The sequence below is a fragment of the Pseudomonas benzenivorans genome, from assembly GCF_024397895.1.
Classification (GTDB): Bacteria; Pseudomonadota; Gammaproteobacteria; order Pseudomonadales; family Pseudomonadaceae; genus Aquipseudomonas; species Aquipseudomonas benzenivorans_A.
Genome location: NZ_CP073346.1, coordinates 2352320 through 2375124 on the forward strand (window position 1 = coordinate 2352320; position 22805 = coordinate 2375124).

Annotated in this window: 24 protein-coding genes; 16 read left to right on the forward strand and 8 right to left on the reverse strand. The window is 66.4% G+C overall.

Translation table 11 applies throughout. The annotated features are described in order from the left end of the window. The first annotated feature begins 97 nt into the window (after positions 1–97). The 3 genes from aptA (at position 98) to KDW96_RS11035 (ending at position 2917) form a co-directional block, all read left to right on the forward strand. Positions 98–1435, forward strand: a complete 1338-nt coding sequence (gene aptA, locus KDW96_RS11025; protein ID WP_255840447.1) for an omega-aminotransferase AptA — start codon at positions 98–100, stop codon at positions 1433–1435. A gap of 21 nt (positions 1436–1456) precedes the next feature. Continuing rightward, positions 1457–1822 (forward strand): cupin domain-containing protein, encoded by a 366-nt coding sequence (locus tag KDW96_RS11030; protein WP_255840448.1) that lies wholly within the window; start codon positions 1457–1459, stop codon positions 1820–1822. Positions 1823–2008: 186 nt separating this feature from the next. Further along, a complete protein-coding gene (locus tag KDW96_RS11035) occupies positions 2009–2917 on the forward strand; it encodes a haloalkane dehalogenase (protein WP_255840449.1) in 909 nt (302 codons plus the stop codon). Between the two features lie 101 nt (positions 2918–3018). On the opposite strand, the gene rpmG is transcribed toward KDW96_RS11035, so the two are convergent. The 3 genes from rpmG to radC all read right to left on the reverse strand — a co-directional run bounded on the left by rpmG (position 3019) and on the right by radC (position 4417). Further along, positions 3019–3174 carry a 50S ribosomal protein L33 gene (gene rpmG / locus KDW96_RS11040; protein WP_003464575.1) on the reverse strand — a complete coding sequence of 52 codons (156 nt, stop codon included), beginning with the start codon at positions 3172–3174 and terminating at the stop codon, positions 3019–3021. Between the two features lie 10 nt (positions 3175–3184). Then, a complete protein-coding gene (gene rpmB, locus KDW96_RS11045) occupies positions 3185–3421 on the reverse strand; it encodes a 50S ribosomal protein L28 (RefSeq protein WP_255840450.1) in 237 nt (78 codons plus the stop codon). A gap of 321 nt (positions 3422–3742) precedes the next feature. Continuing rightward, positions 3743–4417, reverse strand: coding sequence for a RadC family protein (gene radC / locus KDW96_RS11050; protein WP_255840451.1), 675 nt, complete (start codon positions 4415–4417; stop codon positions 3743–3745). A 138-nt stretch (positions 4418–4555) separates the two neighbouring features. Here radC and coaBC point away from each other — a divergent pair, with 138 nt between their 5' ends. The 4 genes from coaBC to argB all read left to right on the forward strand — a co-directional run bounded on the left by coaBC (position 4556) and on the right by argB (position 9835). Continuing rightward, entirely contained in the window at positions 4556–5764 is a 1209-nt protein-coding gene (gene coaBC, locus KDW96_RS11055; RefSeq protein ID WP_255840452.1) for a bifunctional phosphopantothenoylcysteine decarboxylase/phosphopantothenate--cysteine ligase CoaBC, read from the forward strand. Positions 5765–5794: 30 nt separating this feature from the next. Beyond that, positions 5795–6250 (forward strand): dUTP diphosphatase, encoded by a 456-nt coding sequence (gene dut, locus KDW96_RS11060; RefSeq protein WP_255840453.1) that lies wholly within the window; start codon positions 5795–5797, stop codon positions 6248–6250. A gap of 1257 nt (positions 6251–7507) precedes the next feature. Further along, complete coding sequence (gene algC, locus KDW96_RS11065; protein WP_255840513.1) at positions 7508–8902, forward strand: phosphomannomutase/phosphoglucomutase; 1395 nt, start codon at positions 7508–7510, stop codon at positions 8900–8902. 27 nt (positions 8903–8929) lie between these two features. Continuing rightward, positions 8930–9835: an acetylglutamate kinase gene (argB, locus tag KDW96_RS11070; protein WP_255840454.1), complete on the forward strand. Its 906-nt coding sequence runs from the start codon at positions 8930–8932 to the stop codon at positions 9833–9835. A gap of 82 nt (positions 9836–9917) precedes the next feature. Here argB and KDW96_RS11075 read toward each other — a convergent pair whose 3' ends face one another. After that, positions 9918–10511 (reverse strand): DUF4124 domain-containing protein, encoded by a 594-nt coding sequence (locus KDW96_RS11075; RefSeq protein WP_255840455.1) that lies wholly within the window; start codon positions 10509–10511, stop codon positions 9918–9920. A gap of 29 nt (positions 10512–10540) precedes the next feature. Beyond that, positions 10541–11182 carry an orotate phosphoribosyltransferase gene (gene pyrE, locus KDW96_RS11080; protein WP_255840456.1) on the reverse strand — a complete coding sequence of 214 codons (642 nt, stop codon included), beginning with the start codon at positions 11180–11182 and terminating at the stop codon, positions 10541–10543. Between the two features lie 93 nt (positions 11183–11275). On the opposite strand from pyrE, the gene crc reads away from it, so the two are divergent. Continuing rightward, complete coding sequence (gene crc / locus KDW96_RS11085; RefSeq protein WP_255840457.1) at positions 11276–12055, forward strand: catabolite repression control protein Crc; 780 nt, start codon at positions 11276–11278, stop codon at positions 12053–12055. Between the two features lie 58 nt (positions 12056–12113). On the opposite strand, the gene KDW96_RS11090 is transcribed toward crc, so the two are convergent. Beyond that, on the reverse strand, positions 12114–12482 hold the full coding sequence (locus KDW96_RS11090; protein ID WP_255840458.1) for a DUF4870 domain-containing protein: 369 nt from the start codon (positions 12480–12482) through the stop codon (positions 12114–12116). A 27-nt stretch (positions 12483–12509) separates the two neighbouring features. Next, the gene (gene rph / locus KDW96_RS11095; RefSeq protein WP_255840459.1) at positions 12510–13232 is read right to left on the reverse strand and encodes a ribonuclease PH; all 723 of its coding nucleotides are present in this window, start codon (positions 13230–13232) and stop codon (positions 12510–12512) included. A gap of 142 nt (positions 13233–13374) precedes the next feature. Here rph and KDW96_RS11100 point away from each other — a divergent pair, with 142 nt between their 5' ends. The 6 genes from KDW96_RS11100 to KDW96_RS11125 all read left to right on the forward strand — a co-directional run bounded on the left by KDW96_RS11100 (position 13375) and on the right by KDW96_RS11125 (position 18786). Continuing rightward, positions 13375–14238, forward strand: a complete 864-nt coding sequence (locus KDW96_RS11100; RefSeq protein ID WP_255840460.1) for a YicC/YloC family endoribonuclease — start codon at positions 13375–13377, stop codon at positions 14236–14238. A gap of 65 nt (positions 14239–14303) precedes the next feature. Continuing rightward, the gene (gene gmk, locus KDW96_RS11105; protein WP_255840461.1) at positions 14304–14924 is read left to right on the forward strand and encodes a guanylate kinase; all 621 of its coding nucleotides are present in this window, start codon (positions 14304–14306) and stop codon (positions 14922–14924) included. A 119-nt stretch (positions 14925–15043) separates the two neighbouring features. Continuing rightward, on the forward strand, positions 15044–15307 hold the full coding sequence (gene rpoZ / locus KDW96_RS11110; RefSeq protein ID WP_255840462.1) for a DNA-directed RNA polymerase subunit omega: 264 nt from the start codon (positions 15044–15046) through the stop codon (positions 15305–15307). Positions 15308–15366: 59 nt separating this feature from the next. Then, a complete protein-coding gene (gene spoT, locus KDW96_RS11115) occupies positions 15367–17475 on the forward strand; it encodes a bifunctional GTP diphosphokinase/guanosine-3',5'-bis pyrophosphate 3'-pyrophosphohydrolase (RefSeq protein WP_255840463.1) in 2109 nt (702 codons plus the stop codon). 141 nt (positions 17476–17616) lie between these two features. Further along, the gene (gene ridA, locus KDW96_RS11120; protein WP_255840464.1) at positions 17617–17997 is read left to right on the forward strand and encodes a RidA family protein; all 381 of its coding nucleotides are present in this window, start codon (positions 17617–17619) and stop codon (positions 17995–17997) included. A gap of 54 nt (positions 17998–18051) precedes the next feature. After that, a complete protein-coding gene (locus tag KDW96_RS11125) occupies positions 18052–18786 on the forward strand; it encodes a hypothetical protein (protein ID WP_255840465.1) in 735 nt (244 codons plus the stop codon). Here KDW96_RS11125 and KDW96_RS11130 read toward each other — a convergent pair. Next, a complete protein-coding gene (locus tag KDW96_RS11130) occupies positions 18783–19658 on the reverse strand; it encodes an SDR family oxidoreductase (protein ID WP_255840466.1) in 876 nt (291 codons plus the stop codon). The two genes, KDW96_RS11125 and KDW96_RS11130, sit on opposite strands and share 4 nt — an antisense overlap. Before the next feature lie 95 nt (positions 19659–19753). On the opposite strand from KDW96_RS11130, the gene KDW96_RS11135 reads away from it, so the two are divergent. Next, complete coding sequence (locus KDW96_RS11135) at positions 19754–20680, forward strand: hydrogen peroxide-inducible genes activator (RefSeq protein ID WP_255840467.1); 927 nt, start codon at positions 19754–19756, stop codon at positions 20678–20680. A gap of 9 nt (positions 20681–20689) precedes the next feature. Continuing rightward, entirely contained in the window at positions 20690–22765 is a 2076-nt protein-coding gene (gene recG / locus KDW96_RS11140) for an ATP-dependent DNA helicase RecG (protein ID WP_255840468.1), read from the forward strand. Positions 22766–22805: the final 40 nt, after the last annotated feature.

The following is a 22805-nucleotide window of genomic DNA, read 5'->3' on the forward strand; positions in this document are numbered from 1 at the left end:
AGTTGCACAGCAAACCCTCTTGTAATGTTCATTTTATTAAACATAGACTGCGCGAAATTGCCCTAAACCCTACCTTTCGCGCGTTCGGATGGCCAGAATGACGACCCATACCCCCTCGCAAACGAACAGAATAAACAACAAGCTCAACGATTTCTGGATGCCGTTTACCGCCAATCGTCAGTTCAAGGCCAAACCGCGTCTGCTGGAAAGCGCCGAAGGGATGTACTTCACCAGCGACGACGGCCGCAAGATATTGGACGGCACCGCGGGCCTTTGGTGCTGCAACGCCGGTCACGGTCGTCGGCAAATCACCGAGGCGGTCAGCCGGCAGATCGCCCGGCTGGACTTCGCCCCCACCTTCCAGATGGGTCATCCCCTGCCCTTCGAGCTGGCCAGCCGCCTGGCGGAGATCGCGCCCGCCGGGCTGAACAAGCTGTTCTTCACCAACTCCGGCTCGGAGTCGGCCGACACCGCACTGAAGATCGCCCTGGCCTACCAGCGCGCCATCGGCCAGGGCACCCGCACCCGCCTGATCGGCCGCGAACTGGGCTACCACGGCGTCGGCTTCGGCGGCATCTCGGTCGGCGGCATGGTCAACAACCGCAAGGCCTTCCCCCTGCAGCTGCCCGGCGTCGATCACCTGCCGCACACCCTGGAGATCGAGCGCAACGCCTTCAGCCGCGGGCTGCCGCAGTTCGGTATCGAGAAAGCCGACGAACTGGAGCGCCTGGTGGCCCTGCACGGCGCCGAGAACATCGCGGCAGTGATGGTCGAGCCGATGTCCGGCTCGGCCGGTGTGGTGCTGCCGCCACAGGGCTACCTGCAGCGCCTGCGCGAGATCACCCGCAAGCACGGCATCCTGCTGATCTTCGATGAGGTGATCACCGGCTTCGGCCGCGTCGGCAAGGCCTTCGCGTCCGAGCGCTGGGGCGTCACGCCGGACATCATCACCTGCGCCAAGGGCCTGACCAACGGCGCCATCCCCATGGGCGCGGTGCTCGTCGATGACAGTATCTACCAGGCCTTTATGCAGGGTCCGGACGGCATCGAGCTGTTCCACGGCTATACCTACTCGGGTCACCCGGTCGCCTGCGCCGCTGCCCTGGCGACCCTCGACATCTACCGGGAGGAGGAGCTGTTCGAGCGGGCCATCGAACTGGAAAGCTATTGGCAGGATGCCCTGCACAGCCTGCAGGGCCTGCCCAACGTGATCGACATCCGCGCCGTCGGCCTGGTCGGCGGCGTGCAGCTGGCGCCCAGCAATCAGGGGGTCGGCCAGCGCGGCTACCAGGTCTTCGAGCAGTGCTTCCGCGACGACCTGATGGTCCGCGTGACTGGCGACACCCTGGCCATGTCGCCGCCCCTGATCGTCGAGAAAGGGCAGATCGACACCCTGGTGGAGAAACTGGCCGGCGCGATCCGCAAGGCCCAATAACCCACAACCACGGACCCGCAGATGAATATCCAACAGATAGTCGACTTCGCCCACGCCAACAGCACCCCGGAGCACTACCGTCCGGCGCCGGAAAAGGTACTCAAGGGCGACCCCGCACAGACCGTGCGCAACCACTACACCAGCCCCTGCGGCCAGTTCAACAGCGGCATCTGGGAAGGCGACGTCGGCCAGTGGACGGTCCGCTACAGCGAGCACGAATACTGCGAGATCCTCCAGGGTGTCTCGGTGCTGCGCGACCGCGACGGCCACGCCAAGACCCTGCGCGCTGGCGATCGCTTCGTCATCCCCGCCGGGTTCGAAGGCACCTGGGAGGTGCTGGAACCCTGCCGCAAGGTCTATGTGATCTTCGAGCAGGCCGTGCGCTGACCTGCCCGTCATTCATGCGTCACCCTTTGGCCCGCTTCGTGCGGGCTTTTTTCCGCCATTGCGCGCCTCGAGCCGGCGACCCGTCATCGCCGCAATTGATGCACCGCTATTCCCCACACTTAGCCAGGTGTCCGACGCCGGACAGGCGCCGCAGAATACCGGTCCAGCCAACACGAGGAGCCGCCCATGGACGTTCTGCGCACACCCGATGAATGCTTCGACCAGCTGCCCGACTATGGTTTCGCCCCGCACTACGTGCAGGTGGACGACCAGGAGGGTGGCCAGCTGCGCGTGCATTACGTGGACGAAGGCCCGGCCGGCGCCGACCCGGTGCTGCTGATGCATGGCGAGCCATCCTGGAGCTACCTGTACCGCAAGATGGTGCCGACCTTGCTGGCCGCCGGGCACCGGGTGATCGCCCCGGATCTGGTCGGTTTCGGTCGTTCCGACAAACCCACCCGGCGCGAGGACTACAGCTACCAGCGCCATGTCGACTGGATGCGGTCGCTGCTCGATCAGCTGCAACTCAGCCGCATCACCCTGGTCTGTCAGGACTGGGGCGGACTGATCGGCCTGCGCCTGGTCGCCGAGCACCCCGAGCGTTTCGCGCGCGTCGTGGCGGCCAACACCATGCTGCCGACCGGCGATCATGACCCGGGCCCGGCATTCAAGAGCTGGCAGAAGTACTCCCAGGAAGTGCCGACCTTCCCCGCCGGCGCGATCATCCAGCGCGGCACCTGCAGCGAACTGCCCCAGGCCGTGATCGATGCCTACGACGCCCCCTTCCCCGACGATCGCTACAAGGAGGGCGCCCGCCAGTTTCCACTGCTGGTGCCCATAACGCCGGATGATCCGGCGGCGGCGGCCAACCGTGCGGCCTGGGCCGTGCTGAGGCAATGGCGCAAGCCCTTCCTCACCGCATTCAGTGATTCTGATCCGGTCACCGCGGGGGGCGACAAGCTGATGCAGAAGCTGATACCCGGCACGCAGGGCCAAGCGCACACCACCGTGATCGACGGCGGTCATTTTCTGCAGGAGGACAAGGGCGAGGAACTGGCGCAGCTGGTGACCGGCTTTATCGCCGCCAACCCATAGCGCTGCCAAGGGCCGGAGGCGCATCGGGCAGGGCCGAGCAATCTGCAGGCAAGAAAAAGCCCGCCATATAGGCGGGCTTTTTCGGCAGGGCGCCGGATCAATTACTTGATCTTGGCTTCCTTGTACATCACGTGCTTGCGCACGACCGGATCGAATTTCTTGATTTCGATCTTGTCGGGGGTGGTGCGTTTGTTCTTGTCGGTGGTGTAGAAGTGGCCGGTACCGGCACTGGACACCAAACGGATCAGTTCGCGCATGATTTGCTCCTTAAACCTTTTCGCCGCGAGCGCGCAGCTCAGCCAGCACTACGTCGATACCACGCTTGTCGATGCAGCGCATGCCCTTGGCGGATACGCGCAGACGCACGAAGCGCTTCTCGGACTCGACCCAGAAGCGATGATGCTGCAGGTTCGGCAGGAAACGACGACGGGTTTTGTTGTTTGCGTGGGAAATGTTGTTCCCGGTTACCGGACCCTTACCGGTAACTTGACAGACTCTCGACATGCCTCAGCCCTCTAAAACCACATGCCCAACCCGGCATGGGTTGGCCGCTTAAACTCAATGTCATTGGCGCTCTGCGCCGCGTTTCTCGAGGGTCTTACCGGTCACACCTGAAAGCGCAACAACCGGGCCCCTAGAAAAGAGCGCTGCTTTATACCAGAAACCCTATAGGGCAACAAGGCAAAACGTACTTCGCTGCGCATTTGGCGGGCGCCGGGTCGGCGCCCTGCGGCCGCCGGCCTGGCCCGCAGAGCAACTCGACCACTCGTCGCGCCGCCCGGCCATTCTACCGCGAACCCGCCCGGCCGGGGACTGACGGCTCGGCTAGAGCCAGCCGTACTCGGCCAGGGACAGCGGCTCGCCGTCGCCGACAATGAAGTGGTCGAGCACCCGCACGTCCACCAGTTCCAAGGCCTCCTTAAGGCGCCGGGTCAGCAGCCGATCGGCCTGGCTGGGCTCGGCCACCCCGGAAGGGTGGTTGTGGGTGAGGATCAGCGCCGCCGCGTTATGCGCCAGGGCGCGCTTGACCACCTGGCGCGGATAGACGCTGGCGCTGTCGATAGATCCATGGAACAGCGCCTCGAAGGCCAGCACCCGGTGCTTGGCGTCGAGGAACAGGCAGCCGAACACCTCGTGGGGCTCGTGACGCAGCAGCGCCTTCAGGTAGTCGCGCACCGCCTGCGGGCTTTCCAGCGCCGAGTCCCGCCGCAGCTGCTCGGCCAGGTGGCGGCGCGCCATCTCCAGCACCGCCTGCAACTGGGCGAACTTCGCCGGGCCCAGCCCCAGGCGCCGACTGAACGCCGGCAGGTCGGCCTGCAGCAGGGCGCGCAGCCCGCCGAAGTCACCCAACAGATGGCGCGCCAGATCCACCGCGCTCTGCCCGGCCACGCCGGTTCGCAGGAAGATCGCCAGCAGTTCGGCGTCGCTCAGGGTAGCGGCCCCCAGGGCCAGCAGTTTCTCCCGCGGGCGCTCCGCCGCGGGCCAATCGCGAATGCTCATCGCACCTCCGTGTCGAGCTGGGCGCCGCTGCTCCGCTGCGGCCGCTGTGCTATCGTAGCCCATCTTTTTGCGCGGCGATCGGCCTGGGGAGGCGTCATCGCCGCGGCGCACATCCACCTTTATATAAAAGGCAGGCCTATGCAGCGGCTTTATCGCAAACGCGTCATTGTCGGCGTTGGAGGTGGCATTGCCGCCTACAAGAGCGCCGAACTGGTTCGCCGGCTCAAGGATCAGGGCGCCGAAGTACGGGTGGTGATGACCCAGGGCGGACGCGAGTTCATCACCCCGCTGACCCTGCAGGCCCTATCCGGCCATCCGGTGCACCTGGACCTGCTCGATCCCGCCGCCGAGGCCGCCATGGGGCATATCGAGCTGGCCCGCTGGGCCGACCTGGTGCTGGTCGCCCCGGCCACCGCCGACCTGATGGCGCGCCTGGCCCAGGGCGTGGCCGATGACCTGCTGACCACCCTGGTGCTGGCCACCGACGCCACGGTCGCCCTGGCGCCGGCGATGAACCAGGCCATGTGGCGCGATCCGGCGACCCAGGCCAATGCCCAATTGCTGGCCGAGCGCGGCCTGCGCCTGTTCGGCCCGGCCGCCGGCGAGCAGGCCTGCGGCGACGTCGGCCTCGGCCGCATGCTCGAGGCCGAGCAGCTGGCCCAGTGCGCCGCCGACTGCTTCGAGCGTCAGTCGCTGACCGGCCAGCACGTGCTGATCACCGCCGGACCGACCCAGGAAAACATCGACCCGGTGCGTTACATAACCAACCACAGCTCGGGAAAGATGGGCTTCGCCCTGGCCGAGGCCGCTGCCGAAGCCGGCGCCAAGGTCACCCTGGTCAGCGGCCCGGTGCACCTGCCGACGCCGGAACGGGTCAACCGTATCGATGTGGTCAGCGCCCGCGACATGCTCGCCGCCTGCGAGGCGGCGATGCCCTGCGACGTGCTGATCGCCGCCGCCGCGGTCGCCGACTACCGCCCGGAAGTGGTAGCTCCGCACAAACTTAAGAAAGACCCCAGCAGCGGCGACGGCCTGCTCCTGCAGATGGTGCGCAACCCGGATATCCTCGCCACCCTGGCCCAGCGCAGCGACCGGCCGTTCAGCGTCGGCTTCGCCGCCGAGACCGAGAACCTGCTGGAGTACGCCTCGCGCAAGCTCAAGGACAAGAATCTCGACCTGATCGTCGCCAATGATGTGGCCAACCCGAGCATCGGCTTCAACAGCGAGGACAACGCCATCACCATCATCGACCGCGAGCTGCAGCAGAGCGGCTTCGCCCAGACCAGCAAGAGCAAGATCGCCCGCCAGCTGGTGGCGTTTATCGCCGAACGATTGCCGCGCGCCTGATGCGCCCATTCACCGACCACAGAGCCTGACATGCACGCCCTACAAGCCAAGATTCTCGACCCGCGCCTCGGCGACCAGTTCCCCCTGCCGCAGTACGCCACACCGGGCTCCGCCGGCCTCGATCTGCGGGCCATGCTGGCGCAGGCGCTGATCCTGGAGCCCGGCCAGACCGTGCTGATCCCCACCGGCCTGTCGATCTACATCGGCGACCCCGGCCTGGCAGCGATGATCCTGCCGCGTTCCGGACTCGGCCATAAGCACGGCATCGTGCTGGGCAACCTGGTCGGTCTGATCGACTCGGACTACCAGGGCGAGCTGATGGTCTCCTGCTGGAACCGTGGCCAGAGCCCCTTCACCATCGAAGTAGGCGAACGCATCGCCCAGCTGATCCTGGTACCGGTGGTGCAGGCGCACTTCGAGCTGGTCGAGCAGTTCGACGAGAGCCAGCGCGGCGCGGGTGGCTTCGGGCACTCGGGCAGCCATTGATTGCCGTGATTTTTTCAGGATGAACCGCCGAGGAGCCCGTCGATGAAACTCTTCCAGCGCACCGCCAAGGACGCTCACGCCAGCACCTCGCCAGGTAAACTTGCGAAACGAGGCGCGGGCGCCGATCGCCAGCCGCTTCGGGCCCTGCTGCCCGGCATGCTCGCCGCCACCTTCGGCCTGTTGCTGGCCGCCGGCCTGCTATGGTTCGGCGTCCTGGGCAGCGCCCAGCAGCGCCAGCAACAGCAGCTGGTCCAGGCCTGGGGCGGCAGCCAGGCGGCAGCCCTGCAACAGGCGCTGACCCTGCTGGCCAGCGATACCCTAAGTGCCGCACGCAACCCGACCCTGCTGGAGGCCCTGCAGAGCCAGGAGCCGGAGCGAATTCGCGCCGCCGAGCGCGACCTCGGCTATTGGGCCGGCGTGGTCGATGCCCACCTCAACGCCCGCGGCCAGGCGGCGCAAGACATGAATCGCGATGCGCCGATGAACTTTGCCGCCCTGGACCTGCTGCGCCGAGTGGAAAACGGCCAGACGCCCGCGGCGGAGGCCTACAAGGTCGGCGAGCGCTGGCTGGTGTACAGCGTCGCCCCGGTGCGCCTGAGCGACGACCAGCCCCTGCAAGGCACCCTGCTGCTGGCTTTCGACCTCAACCACCTGCTCGCCAGCCTGCCGCCACTGCCGGCCGGGGTCGGCCAACTGCAACTGCTCCAGCAATTCACCGGTGCCGCGCCGCAACTGCTGGCTCAGCGCGGCCAGGGCACAGGCGCCGGGGCCAGCGAGCGATTCGACACGGGCAACCGCAACTGGCAGCTCAGTTTCACCCCCGGCCCGACCCTCGTCGCTGGGGACACCCCGCTGCCCGCGCTAGGCCTCGCCGCCCTGCTGGCCCTGATCGGCGCCCTGCTCGGCCTGGTGCTGCTGTACAGCAGCCTGCAGCGCCAGCTGCGCGCCGACGTCCGACAACTCGACCAGCTGGTCCGCGAACTCTCGACCGGCAGGGCCGTCAAAGCCTTCAGCCTGAGCCTGCCGGTACTCGACGGCCTGGCCCAGACCCTGGCCCGCCTGCCGCGCCGCGCCCACGAAGGCGCCTCGGGGTCAGCGGCGCAAGCGCGCCAACAAGGCGCCACCCCCCCGGCGGCCAGCGAGCCGCCGCACGATCCAGCGGATCTGGTCGATCCGCTGTTCCAAGACACCGATATCCTCGATATCGACATCCTCGACGAAGACCAGGATCTCCTGGGACTGGAGCAGACACCCGCAATGAGTACTCCGCAAGCCGCCCCGAACCTTCCCGCAGACATCTTCCGCGCCTATGACATTCGTGGCGTGGTCGGCAGCAGCCTGACCGCCGAAACCGCCTACTGGGTCGGTCGCGCCATCGGCTCGCAGAGCCTGGCGCAGGGCGAGCCGAACGTCGCCGTCGGCCGCGACGGCCGCCTGTCCGGGCCGGAACTGGTGCAGCAGCTGATCCAGGGCCTACTGGACTGCGGCTGCAATGTCAGCGACGTCGGCATGGTGCCCACCCCGGTGGTCTACTACGCCGCCCACGTGCTCAGCGGCAAGTCCGCGGTAATGCTCACCGGCAGCCACAATCCGCCGGACTACAACGGTTTCAAGATCGTCATCGCCGGCGACACCCTGGCCAACGAACAGATCCAGGCGCTCAAGACGCGCATCGACAACAACGACCTGGCCAGCGGCGTCGGCAGCGTCGAGGAAGTCGATGTGCTGCAACGCTATTTCCGCCAGATCCGCGACGACATCGCCCTGGCCAAGCCGCTGAAGGTGGTGGTCGACTGCGGCAACGGCGCCGCCGGGGTGATCGCTCCGCAGCTGATCGAGGCCCTCGGCTGCACGGTGATCCCGCTGTACTGCGAGGTGGACGGCACCTTCCCCAACCATCACCCGGACCCGGGCAAGCCGGAAAACCTGGCCGACCTGATCGCCAAGGTGAAGCAAGAGCAGGCCGACGTCGGCCTGGCCTTCGACGGCGACGGCGACCGCGTCGGCGTGGTCACCAACACTGGCACCATCGTCTACCCGGACCGCCTGTTGATGCTGTTTGCCAAGGACGTGGTGTCGCGCAACCCGGGCGCCGACATCATCTTCGACGTCAAGTGCACGCGCCGCCTGACCCCGCTGATCAGCGGCTACGGCGGCCGCCCGGTGATGTGGAAGACCGGCCACTCGCTGATCAAGAAGAAGATGAAGGAGACCGGCGCCTTGCTGGCCGGCGAGATGAGCGGGCATATCTTTTTCAAGGAGCGCTGGTTCGGCTTCGACGACGGCATCTATGCCGCCGCCCGCCTGCTGGAAATCCTCAGCCAGGACAAGCGCGACGCCGAGCAGGTGTTCGCCGCCTTCCCCAGCGACATCTCCACCCCGGAAATCAATATCCAGGTTACCGAGCAGACCAAGTTCGGCCTGATCGACAGCCTGCAGCGCGACGGCGTGTGGGGCGAAGGCAACATCACCAGCCTGGACGGCGTGCGCGTCGACTACCCCAAGGGCTGGGGCCTGGTCCGGGCTTCCAACACCACGCCGGTACTGGTGCTGCGCTTCGAGGCCGACAGCGAGGAGGAGCTCGAGCGCATCAAGGGCGTGTTCCGCGGCCAGCTGCAGCGCGTTGCCGCCGATCTTAATCTACCGTTTTGAATGAGCGATTCAGCATTGGAGTCCCGCATGACCCTCGAGCGTGATGCCGCCACCCAGGTGGCCAAGGTTCTATCCGAAGCCCTGCCCTATATCCGCCGCTTCGTCGGCAAGACCCTGGTGATCAAGTACGGCGGCAACGCCATGGAAAGCGAAGAGCTCAAGCAAGGCTTCGCCCGCGACATCGTGCTGATGAAGGCGGTCGGCATCAACCCGGTGGTGGTGCATGGGGGCGGCCCGCAGATCGGCGACCTGCTCAAGCGCCTGTCGATCGAGAGCCACTTCATCGATGGCATGCGTGTCACCGATACCGCCACCATGGACGTGGTCGAGATGGTCCTCGGCGGCCAGGTCAACAAGAGCATCGTCAACCTGATCAACCAGCACGGCGGCAGCGCCATCGGCCTGACCGGCAAGGATGCCGGGCTGATCCGCGCCAAGAAGCTCAAGGTCAGCCGCCAGACCCCGGAGATGACCCAGCCGGAGATCATCGACATCGGCCATGTCGGCGAGGTTACCGGGATCAATACCGACCTGCTGAACATGCTGGTCAAGGGCGACTTCATCCCGGTGATCGCGCCGATCGGTGTCGGCGCCGACGGCGAGTCCTACAACATCAACGCGGACCTCGTCGCCGGCAAGGTCGCCGAGGCGCTGAAGGCCGAGAAGCTGATGCTGCTGACCAATATCGCCGGCCTGATGGACAAGGAGGGCCAGGTGCTGACAGGGCTGACCACCGAGCAGGTCGACGGCCTGATCGCCGACGGCACCATCTACGGCGGCATGTTGCCGAAGATCCGCTGCGCCCTGGAAGCGGTGCAGGCCGGCGTGACCAGCGCGCACATCATCGACGGCCGGGTACCCAACGCGGTATTGCTGGAGATCTTCACCGACAGCGGTGTCGGCACCCTGATCTGCAACCGCAAGCGCCCCTGAGGGCTCCGCATGGGCGAATCAACCGGCGCTGGCCGTACTTGATTCGCCGCGCTCCGGCGCGTCGGGCGAAGCCTGAAGGGCGCTAAGGACGGGCGCCGAGCAATTCGCTGAGCCGCGCCCGGTCCGCGGCAAAGCTGGCCTGGGCTTGCTTGCGCGCGTCCTGATAACGGGCGATGTCCTTCTTCAGCCGCTGCTGCTCGGCGATCTGATTGTCGATCTGCGCCAGCAGGTGCTCCGGCACCTGGCGGCCGGCGCGCTCATGCTCGGCGGCCTGGCTCTGCAGGTTGCCCTGCTGGGTGCGCGCCGACTGCAGATTGCCGCGGACGACGTCGATCAGCGCGTCCAGCTCGGCCAGCTTGCGCGCCAGCGCCCGGTCGACATCCTCGGGACTGGTATACAGCCGCAGCAGCTGCGCATCGGTGCCGGCCCGAGCCTTATCGGCAAGCAGGCGGCGACGCTCCTCGGCGCTGGGCGCCGGCGGCACCACCTGGATGACCCGACCCTGCTCGTTCAGCACCTCGTAGCCCTTGGCGATGAATTCCGGCGGCACGCCCTGGCGACTGAGCACCGTGACGCCCTGATTGTCGACGTAGCGGTACAGCTCGGCCGCGCCGGCCACCACGGGCAACAGCAGGCCAACTACCAGCGAACAGCGGATCAGGGCCGGCTTGCGCATCGGGCACTCCCTACCTTCAGGTCCGGAAACTAGATTCCATACTCGGCGCGATACGCCTCGACTGCCGGTAGATACTGCTTGAGTTGCGCATCGCCTGCCAGATATTCAAGCACCTGTTCCAGCGACACGATGCTCACTACCGGCATACCGAAGTCGCGCTCGACCTCCTGGATCGCCGACAACTCGCCGCGACCGCGCTCCTGACGGTTCAACGCGATCAGCACCCCGGCCGCCTCGGCGCCCTGGGCCTGGATGATCTGCATCACCTCGCGGATGGCGGTGCCGGCGGTGATCACGTCGTCGATGATCAGCACCTTGCCGGCCAGCGGCGCGCCGACCAGGGTGCCGCCCTCGCCATGATCCTTGGCCTCCTTGCGGTTGAAGCACCAGGGCAGGTCACGCTGGTGGTGCTCGGCCAGGGCCACTGCGGTGGTCGCCGCCAGGGGAATACCTTTGTAGGCCGGACCGAACAGCACGTCGAAGGCAATCCCGCTGTCGACCACCGCCGCCGCATAGAAACGCCCGAGCTGGGCCAGCGCCAAACCGCTGTCGAACAGCCCGGCGTTGAAGAAATACGGGCTGGTACGCCCGGACTTGAGGGTGAACTCACCGAAGCGCAGCACCCCGCGCTCGATGGCAAAACGAATGAATTCGCGCTGGTACGCTTGCATGAAAAGTCCCGGACGGCACGGATTTGGCTAGGAATTTAGCTAATTGAAGTCGAGCTCGGGTATCATACACGCACGTGTTTTTGGGGGCCATTTATGCGGATCATCAGTGTGAACGTGAATGGTATTCATGCTGCAGTCGAGCGCGGTTTGCTCAGCTGGCTGCAAGCACAGAATGCCGACGTCATCTGCCTGCAGGACACCCGCGCCTCCGCCTTTGAACTGGACGACCAAGCCTTCCAACTGGACGGCTATTTCCTCTATGCCTGCGATGCAGAAGTACCAAGCCAAGGTGGCGTGGCGCTCTACTCGCGGTTGCAACCCAAGGCGGTAATCAGCGGTCTCGGCTTTGAAATGGCCGATCGCTATGGGCGCTACCTGCAGGCCGATTTCGACAAGGTGAGTATTGCCACCCTGCTGCTGCCATCCGGGCAGAACGGGGACGAGGGCTTGAACCAGAAGTTCAAGTTCATGGACGACTTTACCCATTATCTGGACAAGCAGCGCCGCAAGCGCCGCGAGTACATCTATTGCGGCTCGCTGTACGTGGCGCATCAGAAGCTGGACGTGAAGAACTGGCGCGACTGCCAGCAGTCGCCCGGCTTCCTGGCGCCCGAGCGCGCCTGGCTGGACGAGGTGGTCGGCAGCATGGGCTATGTCGACGCCCTGCGCGAGGTCAGCCGTGAAGGCGACCAGTTCAGCTGGTGGCCGGACAGCGAGCAGGCCGAGTTGCTCAACCTGGGCTATCGCTTCGATTACCAGCTGCTCACCCCGGGCATGCGCCGCAGCGTGCGCACCGCGCGCCTGCCACGCCAGCCGCGCTTCTCGCAGCACGCGCCGCTGATCGTCGATTACGACTGGATCCTCAGCCTGTAAGACGAACACCCACAAAAAAGCCGGCATCAGCCGGCTTTTTTTGTGCCTTGCAGCGGACCTATTTGATCAGCCGCCAGTTGAACGGGTAACGATAGGCCTCGCCGCCATTGGCCTTGATCCCGGCGATGATGGTCAGCACCAGCGCAACCACACTGACCAGCAACATCAACGGAAAGCCTATGATGACCCAGGCCAGCACGCCGCAGACCATCATCGCCAGACTGAAGGTAATCTGGAAATTCAGCGCCTCTTTGCCCTGATCATCGATGAAGGCGGCGGTGTCTTTCTTCATTTGCCAGATGATCAGCGGGCCGATCACGTTGCCCACCATTGGCACCAGGAACCAGCAAAAAGCGGCGTAATGACAGAACATCGCCCACTTGCGCGCTTCCGGCCCGGGTGTGGGCACAAGCTCCTGTGGCGCCATAATCAGCCTCCGAATCACTCAAGCCTGTCAGTCAGCCAGCGCCGCCCGCTGCAGCTCGAACAACTCGCCAACGCCCTTCTGCGCCAATGCCAGCATGGCGTTCAGCTCCTCGGGCTGGAACGGCGCGCCCTCGGCGGTGCCCTGCACCTCGATGAAGCCGCCGGCGCTGGTCATCACCACGTTCAGGTCGGTCTCGGCGGCGGAGTCTTCCAGGTAGTCCAGATCGAGCACCGGCTCGCCCTGGTACATGCCCACCGACACGGCGCCGATCATCTGCTTGAGAGGGTCGCCGCCCTTAAGGCCGCCGCGCTTCTTGATCACCTTCAGGGTATCGACCAGGGCCACCATTGCACCTGTGATCGACGCGGTACGGGTGCCGCCATCGGCCTGGATCACGTCGCAGTCGACGTACAGGGTGATCTCACCGAGCTTGGACATGTCCAGCGCCGCACGCAGCGAGCGGCCGATCAGCCGTTGGATTTCCAGGGTACGGCCGCCCTGCTTGCCGCGGCTGGCTTCGCGCTGGTTGCGCTCACCGGTGGCCCGCGGCAGCATGCCGTACTCGGCGGTCAGCCAGCCCTGGCCCTTGCCCTTGAGGAAGCGCGGCACACCGGACTCGACGCTGACCGTGCAGATCACCTTGGTATCACCGAACTCCACCAGCACCGAACCCTCGGCGTGCTTGGTGTAGTTGCGGGTGATGCGGATGGAGCGCAACTGATCGGCCGCGCGGCCACTGGGACGTTTCATCAAGGAATACCTGCTCTGGAGTTAAATCTGCCCCGCATTATAGGGGCCATGGCCCGGCGACGACATGACCAATTGGGAGCGACCGACGCACTGCGCTACAATCCTGCGCCTTTCGTCCCGACATTCCGCGAGGTTCGCCCCCATGATCCACAGCATGACGGCCTTCGCCCGCGCCGAGCAGGCCGGGCCAAACGGCACCCTGAGCTGGGAGCTGCGCTCGGTCAACCATCGCTACCTGGAACCCCACCTGCGCCTGCCGGAAGCCTTCCGCGACCTCGAGGGCGCGGTGCGCGAAGCGTTGCGCCAGGGCCTGTCGCGCGGCAAGGTCGAATGCACCCTGCGCTTCGCCGAAGACAGCGCCGGCAAGCCGCTGCAGGTCGATCGCGAGCGCGCCGCCCAACTGGTCGCCGCAGCGGAAAGCGTGGCCAGCCTGATCCAGCAACCGGCGCCGCTCAACCCCCTGGAGGTGCTCGGCTGGCCGGGCGTGCTGGTGGCCGACGCGGCCGATCCGCAGGCCCTCAACAAGGCCGCACTGACCCTGTTCAACCAGGCCCTCGGCGAACTGAAGAGCGGCCGCGCGCGCGAAGGCGCCGAGCTGGCCAAGCTGCTCGGCGAACGCCTGGATGGCATTCTTGCGGAGGTCGCCGCCCTGCGCGAATTGGTGCCGCAGATGCTCGAGGCCCAGCGGCAGAAGGTCCTCGACCGCTGCAGCGAGATGCAGGTCGAGCTCGACCCCCAGCGTCTCGAGCAGGAACTGGTGATCCTGGCGCAGAAGAGCGACGTGGCCGAGGAGCTCGATCGCCTCAGCACCCACGTCAGCGAAGTGCGCCGCGTGCTCAAGGCCGGCGGCGCAGCCGGCCGGCGCCTGGACTTCCTCATGCAGGAGCTCAATCGCGAGGCCAACACCCTGGGCTCCAAGGCCTTCGACCCGCGCAGCACCCAGGCGGCGGTCAACCTCAAGGTGCTGATCGAGCAGATGCGCGAACAGGTACAGAACATCGAGTAGGCGCACCCCATAAGCCCAGGCACGGGCGCTGCTACTCTTCGAACAACGCTTTCCAGGATTCATCCATGAGCCTCACCACCGGCACCCTGTACATCATTTCGGCCCCCTCCGGCGCCGGCAAGACCAGCCTGGTCAAGTCCCTGGTCGACAGCGAGGCGCTGATCCGCGTCTCGGTCTCGCACACCACCCGCGCCATGCGCCCCGGGGAAGTCGACGGGGTGAACTACCACTTCGTCAGCCACGAGCAGTTCCACGCCATGCTCGACGAAAATGCCTTTCTCGAGCATGCCGAAGTGTTCGGCAACCTCTACGGCACCTCCCAGCACTGGGTCGAGCAGACCCTCGCCGAAGGCTACGACCTGATCCTCGAGATCGACTGGCAGGGCGCCCAACAGGTGCGCCGCCTGATGCCGCAGTCCAAGTCCATCTTCATCCTGCCGCCGACCCAGGAGGCCCTGCGCCATCGCCTGACCAACCGCGGCCAGGACAGCGGCGAGATCATCGAGCGGCGCATGCGCGAGGCGGTCAGCGAGATGAGTCACTACGTCGAGTACGACTACCTGGTGATCAACGACGATTTCACCCATGCCCTGAGCGACCTGAAGGCCATCTTCCGCGCCAACCAGTTGCTGCAAGGTCCGCAGCAGCAGCGCCACAGTGGCCTGCTCGGCGAGCTGCTGGCCTGAGGGCCGGCGCGTGCCCGTAGAAAACAGTGCTTCCCTTAATGCTGGTGATTTTTTAGACTATTCAGTCCGCTCGCCCATTCGGGCCCAGCTCTTTATTTGCATTTGCTACGAGGAACACCATGGCCCGCGTAACCGTCGAAGATTGCCTGGACAACGTTGATAACCGCTTCGAGCTGGTCATGCTCGCCACCAAGCGTTCGCGCCAACTCGCCACCGGCGGCAAAGAGCCGAAAGTGGCTTGGGAAAACGACAAGCCAACCGTGGTCGCCCTGCGCGAAATCGCCGCCGGCCTGGTCGACTATGACGTCATCGCCCAGGACGAAATCGTCGAAGAAGAGCCGCTGTTCGCCGCCTTCGATGAAGAGGCCAACGAGCCTCTGTAAGCCATGCCTGGTCGAAGTGGCAGGGCGCCAGGTCACAAGGGTCGGCAGGGAGAACTTCCATGCCGAGCATAGACGCCCTCGCCGAACGGCTTTCGACCTATCTCGACGGTGACCAGGTCAATCTGGTCCGCCGCGCCTATTTCTACGCCGAACAAGCCCACGACGGCCAGCGCCGTCGCAGCGGCGAGGCCTATGTCACGCACCCGCTGGCCGTAGCGGGCATTCTTGCCGACATGCACATGGACCATCAGAGCCTGATGGCGGCCATGCTGCACGACGTGATCGAAGACACCGGCATCGCCAAGGAAGCGCTCAACGCGCAGTTCGGCGAGACCGTGGCCGAACTGGTCGACGGGGTCAGCAAGCTGACCCAGATGAACTTCGAGACCAAGGCCGAGGCCCAGGCCGAGAACTTCCAGAAGATGGCCATGGCCATGGCCCGCGACATCCGCGTAATCCTGGTCAAGCTGGCCGACCGCCTGCACAACATGCGCACCCTGGAAGTGCTGTCCGGCGAGAAACGCCGGCGCATCGCCAAGGAAACCCTGGAAATCTACGCCCCCATCGCCAACCGCCTGGGCATGCACAGCCTGCGCGTGGAATTCGAGGACCTGGGCTTCAAGGCCATGCACCCGATGCGCTCCGAGCGCATTCGCGCCGCCGTGCGCCGGGCCCGCGGCAACCGCAAGGAAATCGTCAACAAGATCGAGGAGTCGCTGGTCCACTGCCTGGCTCGCGAGGGAATGGAAGGCGAGGTGATCGGCCGCGAGAAGCACCTCTACAGCATCTACCAGAAGATGCGCGGCAAGCGCCGGGCGTTCAACGAGATCATGGACGTCTACGCCTTCCGCATCGTGGTCGACAAGGTCGATACCTGCTACCGCGTGCTCGGCGCCGTGCACAATCTCTACAAGCCGCTGCCCGGGCGCTTCAAGGACTACATCGCGATCCCCAAGGCCAACGGCTACCAGTCGCTGCACACCACCCTGTTCGGCATGCACGGGGTGCCCATCGAGATCCAGATTCGCACCCGCGAAATGGAAGAGATGGCCAACAACGGCATCGCCGCCCACTGGCTGTACAAGTCCGAGGGCGACGACCAGCCCAAGGGCACCCATGCCCGCGCGCGGCAGTGGGTCAAGGGCGTGCTGGAGATGCAGCAACGCGCCGGCAACTCCCTGGAATTCATCGAGAGCGTGAAGATCGACCTGTTCCCGGACGAGGTCTACGTGTTCACGCCCAAGGGCCGCATCATGGAGCTGCCCAAGGGCTCCACCGCGGTGGACTTCGCCTACGCGGTGCACACCGATGTCGGCAACACCTGCATCGCCTGCCGCATCAACCGCCGCCTGGCGCCGCTGTCCGAGCCGCTGCAGAGCGGCTCTACCGTGGAAATCGTCAGTGCCCCCGGCGCGCGCCCGAACCCGGCCTGGCTCAACTTCGTGGTCACCGGCAAGGCGCGCACCCACATCCGCCACGCCCTCAAGCTGCAGCGCCGCTCCGAATCGATCAGCCTCGGCGAACGCCTGCTGAACAAGGTGCTGGCCAGCTTCGACAGCCATCTGGAGAAGATTCCGGCCGAGCGCGTCAAGGCGGTGCTCGGCGAGTACCGCCTGGAGCTGATCGAGGACCTGCTCGAGGACATCGGCCTGGGCAATCGCATGGCCTATGTGGTCGCCCGCCGGCTGCTGGCCGAGGGCGGCGACGAACTGCCGAACGCCGAGGGTCCGCTGGCGATTCGCGGCACCGAAGGCCTGGTGCTGAGCTACGCGAAGTGCTGCACGCCGATTCCCGGTGACCCCATCGTCGGCTACCTGTCGGCGGGCAAGGGCATGGTGGTGCACCTGGAGAGCTGCCGCAATATCGGCGAGATCCGCCACAACCCGGAGAAGTGCATCCAGCTGTCCTGGGCCAAGGACGTCACCGGCGAGTTCAACGTAGAGCTGCGCGTCGAGCTGGAGCACCAGCGTGGCCTGATCGCCCTGCTGGCTGGCAGCGTCAACGCCGCCGACGGCAACATCGAGAAGATCAGCATGGACGAGCGCGACGGCCGTATCAGCGTGGTGCAGCTGGTGGTCAGCGTGCATGACCGCGTGCACCTGGCCCGGGTGATCAAGAAGCTGCGTGCCCTCGCCGGCGTCATCCGCATCACCCGCGTACGCGCCTGACTCCCGACCGACGAGTCATTTCCAGCCAACTGTACTTTGACAGCGGCCCCGGCTTTCGCCGACCCTAGTCGGCCGCCGCTGCGCGGCGCCCAATAGCGCGACGCAGCGCCTAATCCCTCGCAACCCTTTTCAGGAGTTCCCATGAGCAAGAGCGTGATCAGCAGCGACAAGGCCCCAGCCGCTATCGGCACCTATTCCCAGGCGATCAAGGCCGGCAACACCGTCTACATGTCCGGACAGATTCCGCTGGACCCCAAGACCATGGAACTGGTCGAGGGCTTCGAGGCGCAGACCGTGCAGGTGTTCGAGAACCTCAAGGCCGTGGCCGAGGCCGCTGGCGGTTCGTTCAAGGACATCGTCAAACTCAACATCTTCCTTACCGACCTGTCGCACTTCGCCAAGGTCAACGAGCTCATGGGCCGCTATTTCGAGCAGCCCTATCCGGCCCGCGCCGCCATCGGCGTGGCCGCCCTGCCGCGGGGCTCGCAGGTGGAAATGGACGCTATTCTGGTACTGGAATAAGTCCAGCGGCGGGGCATGACGCCCCGCCCTTCTCCCGCGTGCAAGGAATCACCGATGCGCACAATCCTCATTGCGCCGCTGTTCATCTGGCTGCTGGCCGGCTGCGCCAGCCAATCCGTCGACCCAGGTGGCATCTGGATCAACCAGGCGGCGATCGACGCCGCCAGCCAGGACGGTCATCTGCGCGAAGCCCTGCTCGCCTACGGCCCCAACCTGGAATGGCGGATCGAACCGCAACGCCGGCGCGCCAGCTACAGCAATGGCTATGAGCACGACGAAGGCCGGTTGGTGCGCGAGGCCGACGAACGCCTGCGAATCGATTTCTACGGTGATTACCACGAATACCTCAGCCTCGACGGCGACCAGCTGGTGCAGGCCGCCAGCGGCACCTGGCCGGAGCAGCGCTTCGTCCAACCGACGACGGCTGCTGCTGCCCACGCCCCGGCCGGCAGCAGCTTCGAGCAGGCGCTGTACAAGGCCTACCTCGGTGGGCGCTGGACGATCCAGCACGGCCCGGGTCAAGGCGGCCTGGTGCTGTTTCACGCCGACGGCCGGGTCGAGGGCCTGCCCGGCGCCGAACGCTACGCCCTGTGCCTGGCCGGCGACTGTGCGGCGATGAGCGGCGAGTACGACAGTTTATGGCTGCAATTCGGCGAGCAGGGCCAGGCCTGGCTGTTCGAGCGCGATGGCGACCGCTTGAGCATCTACGACGCGGTCAACCAGGCGCAAATCGACGAGATGCCCGAATACCGCAAGGGCCCGCGGCGCTGGCGGCTGCAGCGCCACTAGCTGCCGACCGGCCCCTCGCCCTGCGCCTGCAGCGCACCATAGCCTTCCCGGTAGCTGGGATAATTCGGCGTCCAGCCCAGCGCCCGGGCGCGAGCGTTGCTGCAGCGCTTGCTGCCGGCCCGGCGCACCGCCGACGCCTCGTCCCAGTGACTGACACCCAGCTGCTGACGCAGCCAGGCCACCACTTCATGCAGCGGCGCCGGCGCGTCATCGACGCCGAGGTAGCAATCGGCCAGCGCCACGCCGTCGACATCGGCCTGTAGCAGAAACGCCAGCAGACCCGCGGCATCGTCGACGTGGATGCGGTTGGCGTACAACGGCGGTTCGCTGGCCACCCGGTAGCCCTGGCGTACCTGGTTGAGCAGCCACTGCCGGCCCGGACCGTAGAGTCCGGCCAGGCGCACCAAAGTGGCGGCCAGGCCGCTGTGCAAGGCCATTTGCTCGGCCTCGCGCATGACCCGCCCGGAGAAGCCCTCGGCCTCGGCCGGGGAGTCCTCATCCACCCATTCACCCTGCTGCTGGCCATAGACGCCGCCGCTGGAAACGAACAGCAGGCGCTTGGGTCTTTGCCCGTGCTGCGCCAGCCAGCCCAGCACCCGGCGCAGGCCCTCGACATAGATCACCCGGTAGCCGGCCTCATCGCGCTGGTTGGCGGCGGCGCAGTACACCAGGTAATCCAGAGGGCCACTGGGCCAGGCGGGGGGGCAGTCATCGCCCTGCAGGTCGCCGGCCACCGGTCTGATTGCGGCAGGCAGGCGCTCCACCGAGCGGCGCAGCCCGTACACCTCCCAGCCGCACTCGGCCAGCCTCAACCCGAGACGGCTGCCGACGTCACCGCAGCCGGCGATCAACACGCAGGCAGAACTCGCCATGGGCACCTCCATATTTTCGCAATGAGGCAGTGTAGCGCGGTTGGTTCGTTGCAATGCAAAGGCTATGCTTAGCGGCACTTCAATGGATATACGCTATGACCCTCACCGAACTGCGCTACATCGTCACCCTGGCCCAGGAACAGCATTTCGGTCGCGCCGCCGAGCGCTGCCACGTCAGCCAACCGACCCTTTCGGTGGGGGTGAAGAAGCTCGAGGACGAGCTCGGCGTGTTGATCTTCGAACGCAGCAAGAGCGCGGTGCGCCTGACCCCGGTCGGCGAGGGCATCGTCACTCAGGCGCAGAAGGTGCTGGAACAGGCCCAGGGCATCCGCGAGCTGGCCCAGGCCGGCAAGAACCAGCTGACCGCGCCATTGAAGATCGGCGCCATCTACACCGTCGGCCCCTACCTGTTTCCCCACCTGATTCCCCAGCTGCACCGGGTCGCCCCGGAAATGCCGCTGTATATCGAGGAAAACTTCACCCACGTGCTGCGCGACAAGCTGCGCACCGGCGAGCTGGACGCCATCATCATCGCCCTGCCGTTCCAGGAAGCCGATGTGCTGACCAAGCCGCTGTACGACGAACCCTTCTATGCCCTGATGCCGACGGGCCACCCCTGGGCTGAGCTGAAGAGCATCGACAGCAAGCTGCTCAACGACAAGAGCCTGCTGCTGCTCGGCGAGGGCCACTGCTTCCGCGACCAGGTGCTGGAGGCCTGCCCGAGCCTGCGCAAGGGCGGCGAGGAACACGCCAAGCACACCACGGTGGAATCCAGCTCGCTGGAAACCATCCGCCACATGGTCGCCTCCGGCCTCGGCGTCTCGATCCTGCCGTTCTCCGCGGTGGACAGCCACCACTACGCCCCGGGGGTGATCGAAGTCCGCCCGCTCAGCCCCCCGACGCCGTTCCGCACCGTGGCCATCGCCTGGCGCGCCAGCTTCCCGCGGCCGAACGCCATCGAAGTGCTGGCCGACTCGATCCGCCTGTGCTCGGTGGCCAAGCCCCAGGCGCAGCCCGCCTAAGTCCGGCCCATGAGCGAACTGGCCGCCATCTCCGTCGCCGCGCTGAAAGGCGTCGGCGCCGCCCTGGCCGAGAAACTCGCCAAGGTCGGCCTGGAGACCCTGCAGGATCTGCTGTTCCATCTGCCGCTGCGCTACCAGGACCGCACCCGCATCGTGCCGATCGGCGCCCTGCGCCCCGGTCAGGACGCGGTGATCGAGGGCACAGTCGCCGGCGCCGACGTGGTCATGGGCCGCCGCCGCAGCCTGCTGGTGCGCCTGCAGGACGGCAGCGGCACCCTCAGCCTGCGCTTCTACCATTTCAGCCAGGCGCAGAAGGAAGGCCTCAAGCGCGGCACCCTGGTGCGCTGCTACGGCGAGGTGCGCCCCGGCTCCTCCGGGCTGGAGATCTACCACCCCGAATACCGCGCGCTGTCGGGCGGCGAGCCGATCGCCGTGGAACAGACCCTGACGCCGATCTACCCGACCACCGAAGGCCTGACCCAGCAGCGCCTGCGCAGCCTCAGCGAGCAGGCCCTGGCCCGCCTCGGCCCGCACAGCCTGCCGGACTGGCTGCCCGAGGAGCTGGCCCGCGACTACCGCCTCGGCCCCCTGGACCAGGCCATTCGCTACCTGCACCGGCCGCCGCCGGACGCCGATCTGGAGGAGCTGGCCGAGGGCCGTCACTGGGCCCAGCACCGCCTGGCCTTCGAGGAACTGCTGACCCACCAGCTGTCGCTGCAACGCCTGCGCGAACAGGTACGGGCGCAGCAGGCGCCGCACCTGCCGATCGCCAAGCGCCTGCCGCAGCAGTTCCTGAGCAACCTGGGCTTCCCGCCCACCGGCGCGCAACAGCGGGTCGGCGCCGAGATCGCCTACGACCTGAGCCAGGACGAGCCGATGCTGCGCCTGGTCCAGGGCGACGTCGGCGCCGGCAAGACCGTGGTCGCCGCCTTCGCCGCCCTGCAGGCCCTGGAGGCCGGCTACCAGGTGGCGCTGATGGCGCCGACCGAGATCCTCGCCGAGCAGCACTTCCTCAACTTCAGCCGCTGGCTGGCGCCGCTCGGCCTCGAGGTCGCCTGGCTGGCCGGCAAGCTCAAGGGCAAGGCGCGCGCCGCCGCCCTGGCGCAGATCGCCGGCGGCGTGCCGATGGTGGTCGGCACCCACGCGCTGTTCCAGGACGAGGTGCAGTTTCGCAACCTGGCCCTGGTGATCATCGACGAGCAGCACCGCTTCGGCGTACAGCAGCGCCTGGCGCTGCGCCAGAAGGGGGTCGGCGGGCGGCTGTGTCCGCACCAGCTGATCATGACCGCCACCCCCATCCCGCGCACCCTGGCGATGAGTGCCTATGCCGATCTGGACACCTCGATCCTCGACGAGCTGCCGCCCGGACGCACGCCGGTGAACACCGTGCTGGTCGCCGACGGCCGCCGCCTGGAGGTGATCGAGCGGGTGCGCTCGGCCTGCAACGAGGGGCGCCAGGCCTACTGGGTCTGCACCCTGATCGAGGAGTCCGAGGAACTGACCTGCCAGGCCGCCGAGACCACCTTCGAGGACCTCGCCGCCGCCCTGGGCGGCCTGCATGTCGGGCTGATCCACGGGCGCATGAAACCGGCGGAAAAAGCCGCGGTGATGGAACAGTTCAAGCAGGGCCAGTTGCAGCTGCTGGTCGCCACCACGGTGATCGAGGTCGGCGTCGACGTGCCCAATGCCAGCCTGATGATCATCGAAAACCCCGAACGCCTCGGCCTGGCCCAGCTACACCAGCTGCGCGGGCGGGTCGGCCGCGGCAGCGCGGCCAGCCACTGCGTGCTGCTCTACCACCCGCCGCTGTCGCAGCTGGGTCGTGAGCGCCTGGGCATCATGCGCGAGACCAGCGACGGCTTCGTCATCGCCGAGAAGGACCTGGAGCTGCGTGGCCCCGGCGAAATGCTCGGCACCCGGCAGACCGGCCTGCTGCAGTTCAAGGTCGCCGACCTGATGCGCGACGCCGACCTGCTGCCGGCCGTGCGCGATGCCGCCCAGGCCCTGCTGGCGCACTGGCCGCAGCACGTCAGTCCGCTGCTGCAGCGCTGGCTGCGTCATGGTCAACAATATGGGCAGGTGTGATGCCGCGGGCGACGCGTCTGTCGTCTCGCCGTGCGTCTGC

Coding starts and splice junctions, on each gene's coding strand:
- aptA (WP_255840447.1), top strand. CDS start 98: ATGACGACCCATACCCCCTCGCAAACGAACAGAATAAACAACAAGCTC.
- KDW96_RS11030 (WP_255840448.1), top strand. CDS start 1,457: ATGAATATCCAACAGATAGTCGACTTCGCCCACGCCAACAGCACCCCG.
- KDW96_RS11035 (WP_255840449.1), top strand. CDS start 2,009: ATGGACGTTCTGCGCACACCCGATGAATGCTTCGACCAGCTGCCCGAC.
- rpmG (WP_003464575.1), bottom strand. CDS start 3,174: ATGCGCGAACTGATCCGTTTGGTGTCCAGTGCCGGTACCGGCCACTTC.
- rpmB (WP_255840450.1), bottom strand. CDS start 3,421: ATGTCGAGAGTCTGTCAAGTTACCGGTAAGGGTCCGGTAACCGGGAAC.
- radC (WP_255840451.1), bottom strand. CDS start 4,417: ATGAGCATTCGCGATTGGCCCGCGGCGGAGCGCCCGCGGGAGAAACTG.
- coaBC (WP_255840452.1), top strand. CDS start 4,556: ATGCAGCGGCTTTATCGCAAACGCGTCATTGTCGGCGTTGGAGGTGGC.
- dut (WP_255840453.1), top strand. CDS start 5,795: ATGCACGCCCTACAAGCCAAGATTCTCGACCCGCGCCTCGGCGACCAG.
- algC (WP_255840513.1), top strand. CDS start 7,508: ATGAGTACTCCGCAAGCCGCCCCGAACCTTCCCGCAGACATCTTCCGC.
- argB (WP_255840454.1), top strand. CDS start 8,930: ATGACCCTCGAGCGTGATGCCGCCACCCAGGTGGCCAAGGTTCTATCC.
- KDW96_RS11075 (WP_255840455.1), bottom strand. CDS start 10,511: ATGCGCAAGCCGGCCCTGATCCGCTGTTCGCTGGTAGTTGGCCTGCTG.
- pyrE (WP_255840456.1), bottom strand. CDS start 11,182: ATGCAAGCGTACCAGCGCGAATTCATTCGTTTTGCCATCGAGCGCGGG.
- crc (WP_255840457.1), top strand. CDS start 11,276: ATGCGGATCATCAGTGTGAACGTGAATGGTATTCATGCTGCAGTCGAG.
- KDW96_RS11090 (WP_255840458.1), bottom strand. CDS start 12,482: ATGGCGCCACAGGAGCTTGTGCCCACACCCGGGCCGGAAGCGCGCAAG.
- rph (WP_255840459.1), bottom strand. CDS start 13,232: ATGAAACGTCCCAGTGGCCGCGCGGCCGATCAGTTGCGCTCCATCCGC.
- KDW96_RS11100 (WP_255840460.1), top strand. CDS start 13,375: ATGATCCACAGCATGACGGCCTTCGCCCGCGCCGAGCAGGCCGGGCCA.
- gmk (WP_255840461.1), top strand. CDS start 14,304: ATGAGCCTCACCACCGGCACCCTGTACATCATTTCGGCCCCCTCCGGC.
- rpoZ (WP_255840462.1), top strand. CDS start 15,044: ATGGCCCGCGTAACCGTCGAAGATTGCCTGGACAACGTTGATAACCGC.
- spoT (WP_255840463.1), top strand. CDS start 15,367: ATGCCGAGCATAGACGCCCTCGCCGAACGGCTTTCGACCTATCTCGAC.
- ridA (WP_255840464.1), top strand. CDS start 17,617: ATGAGCAAGAGCGTGATCAGCAGCGACAAGGCCCCAGCCGCTATCGGC.
- KDW96_RS11125 (WP_255840465.1), top strand. CDS start 18,052: ATGCGCACAATCCTCATTGCGCCGCTGTTCATCTGGCTGCTGGCCGGC.
- KDW96_RS11130 (WP_255840466.1), bottom strand. CDS start 19,658: ATGGCGAGTTCTGCCTGCGTGTTGATCGCCGGCTGCGGTGACGTCGGC.
- KDW96_RS11135 (WP_255840467.1), top strand. CDS start 19,754: ATGACCCTCACCGAACTGCGCTACATCGTCACCCTGGCCCAGGAACAG.
- recG (WP_255840468.1), top strand. CDS start 20,690: ATGAGCGAACTGGCCGCCATCTCCGTCGCCGCGCTGAAAGGCGTCGGC.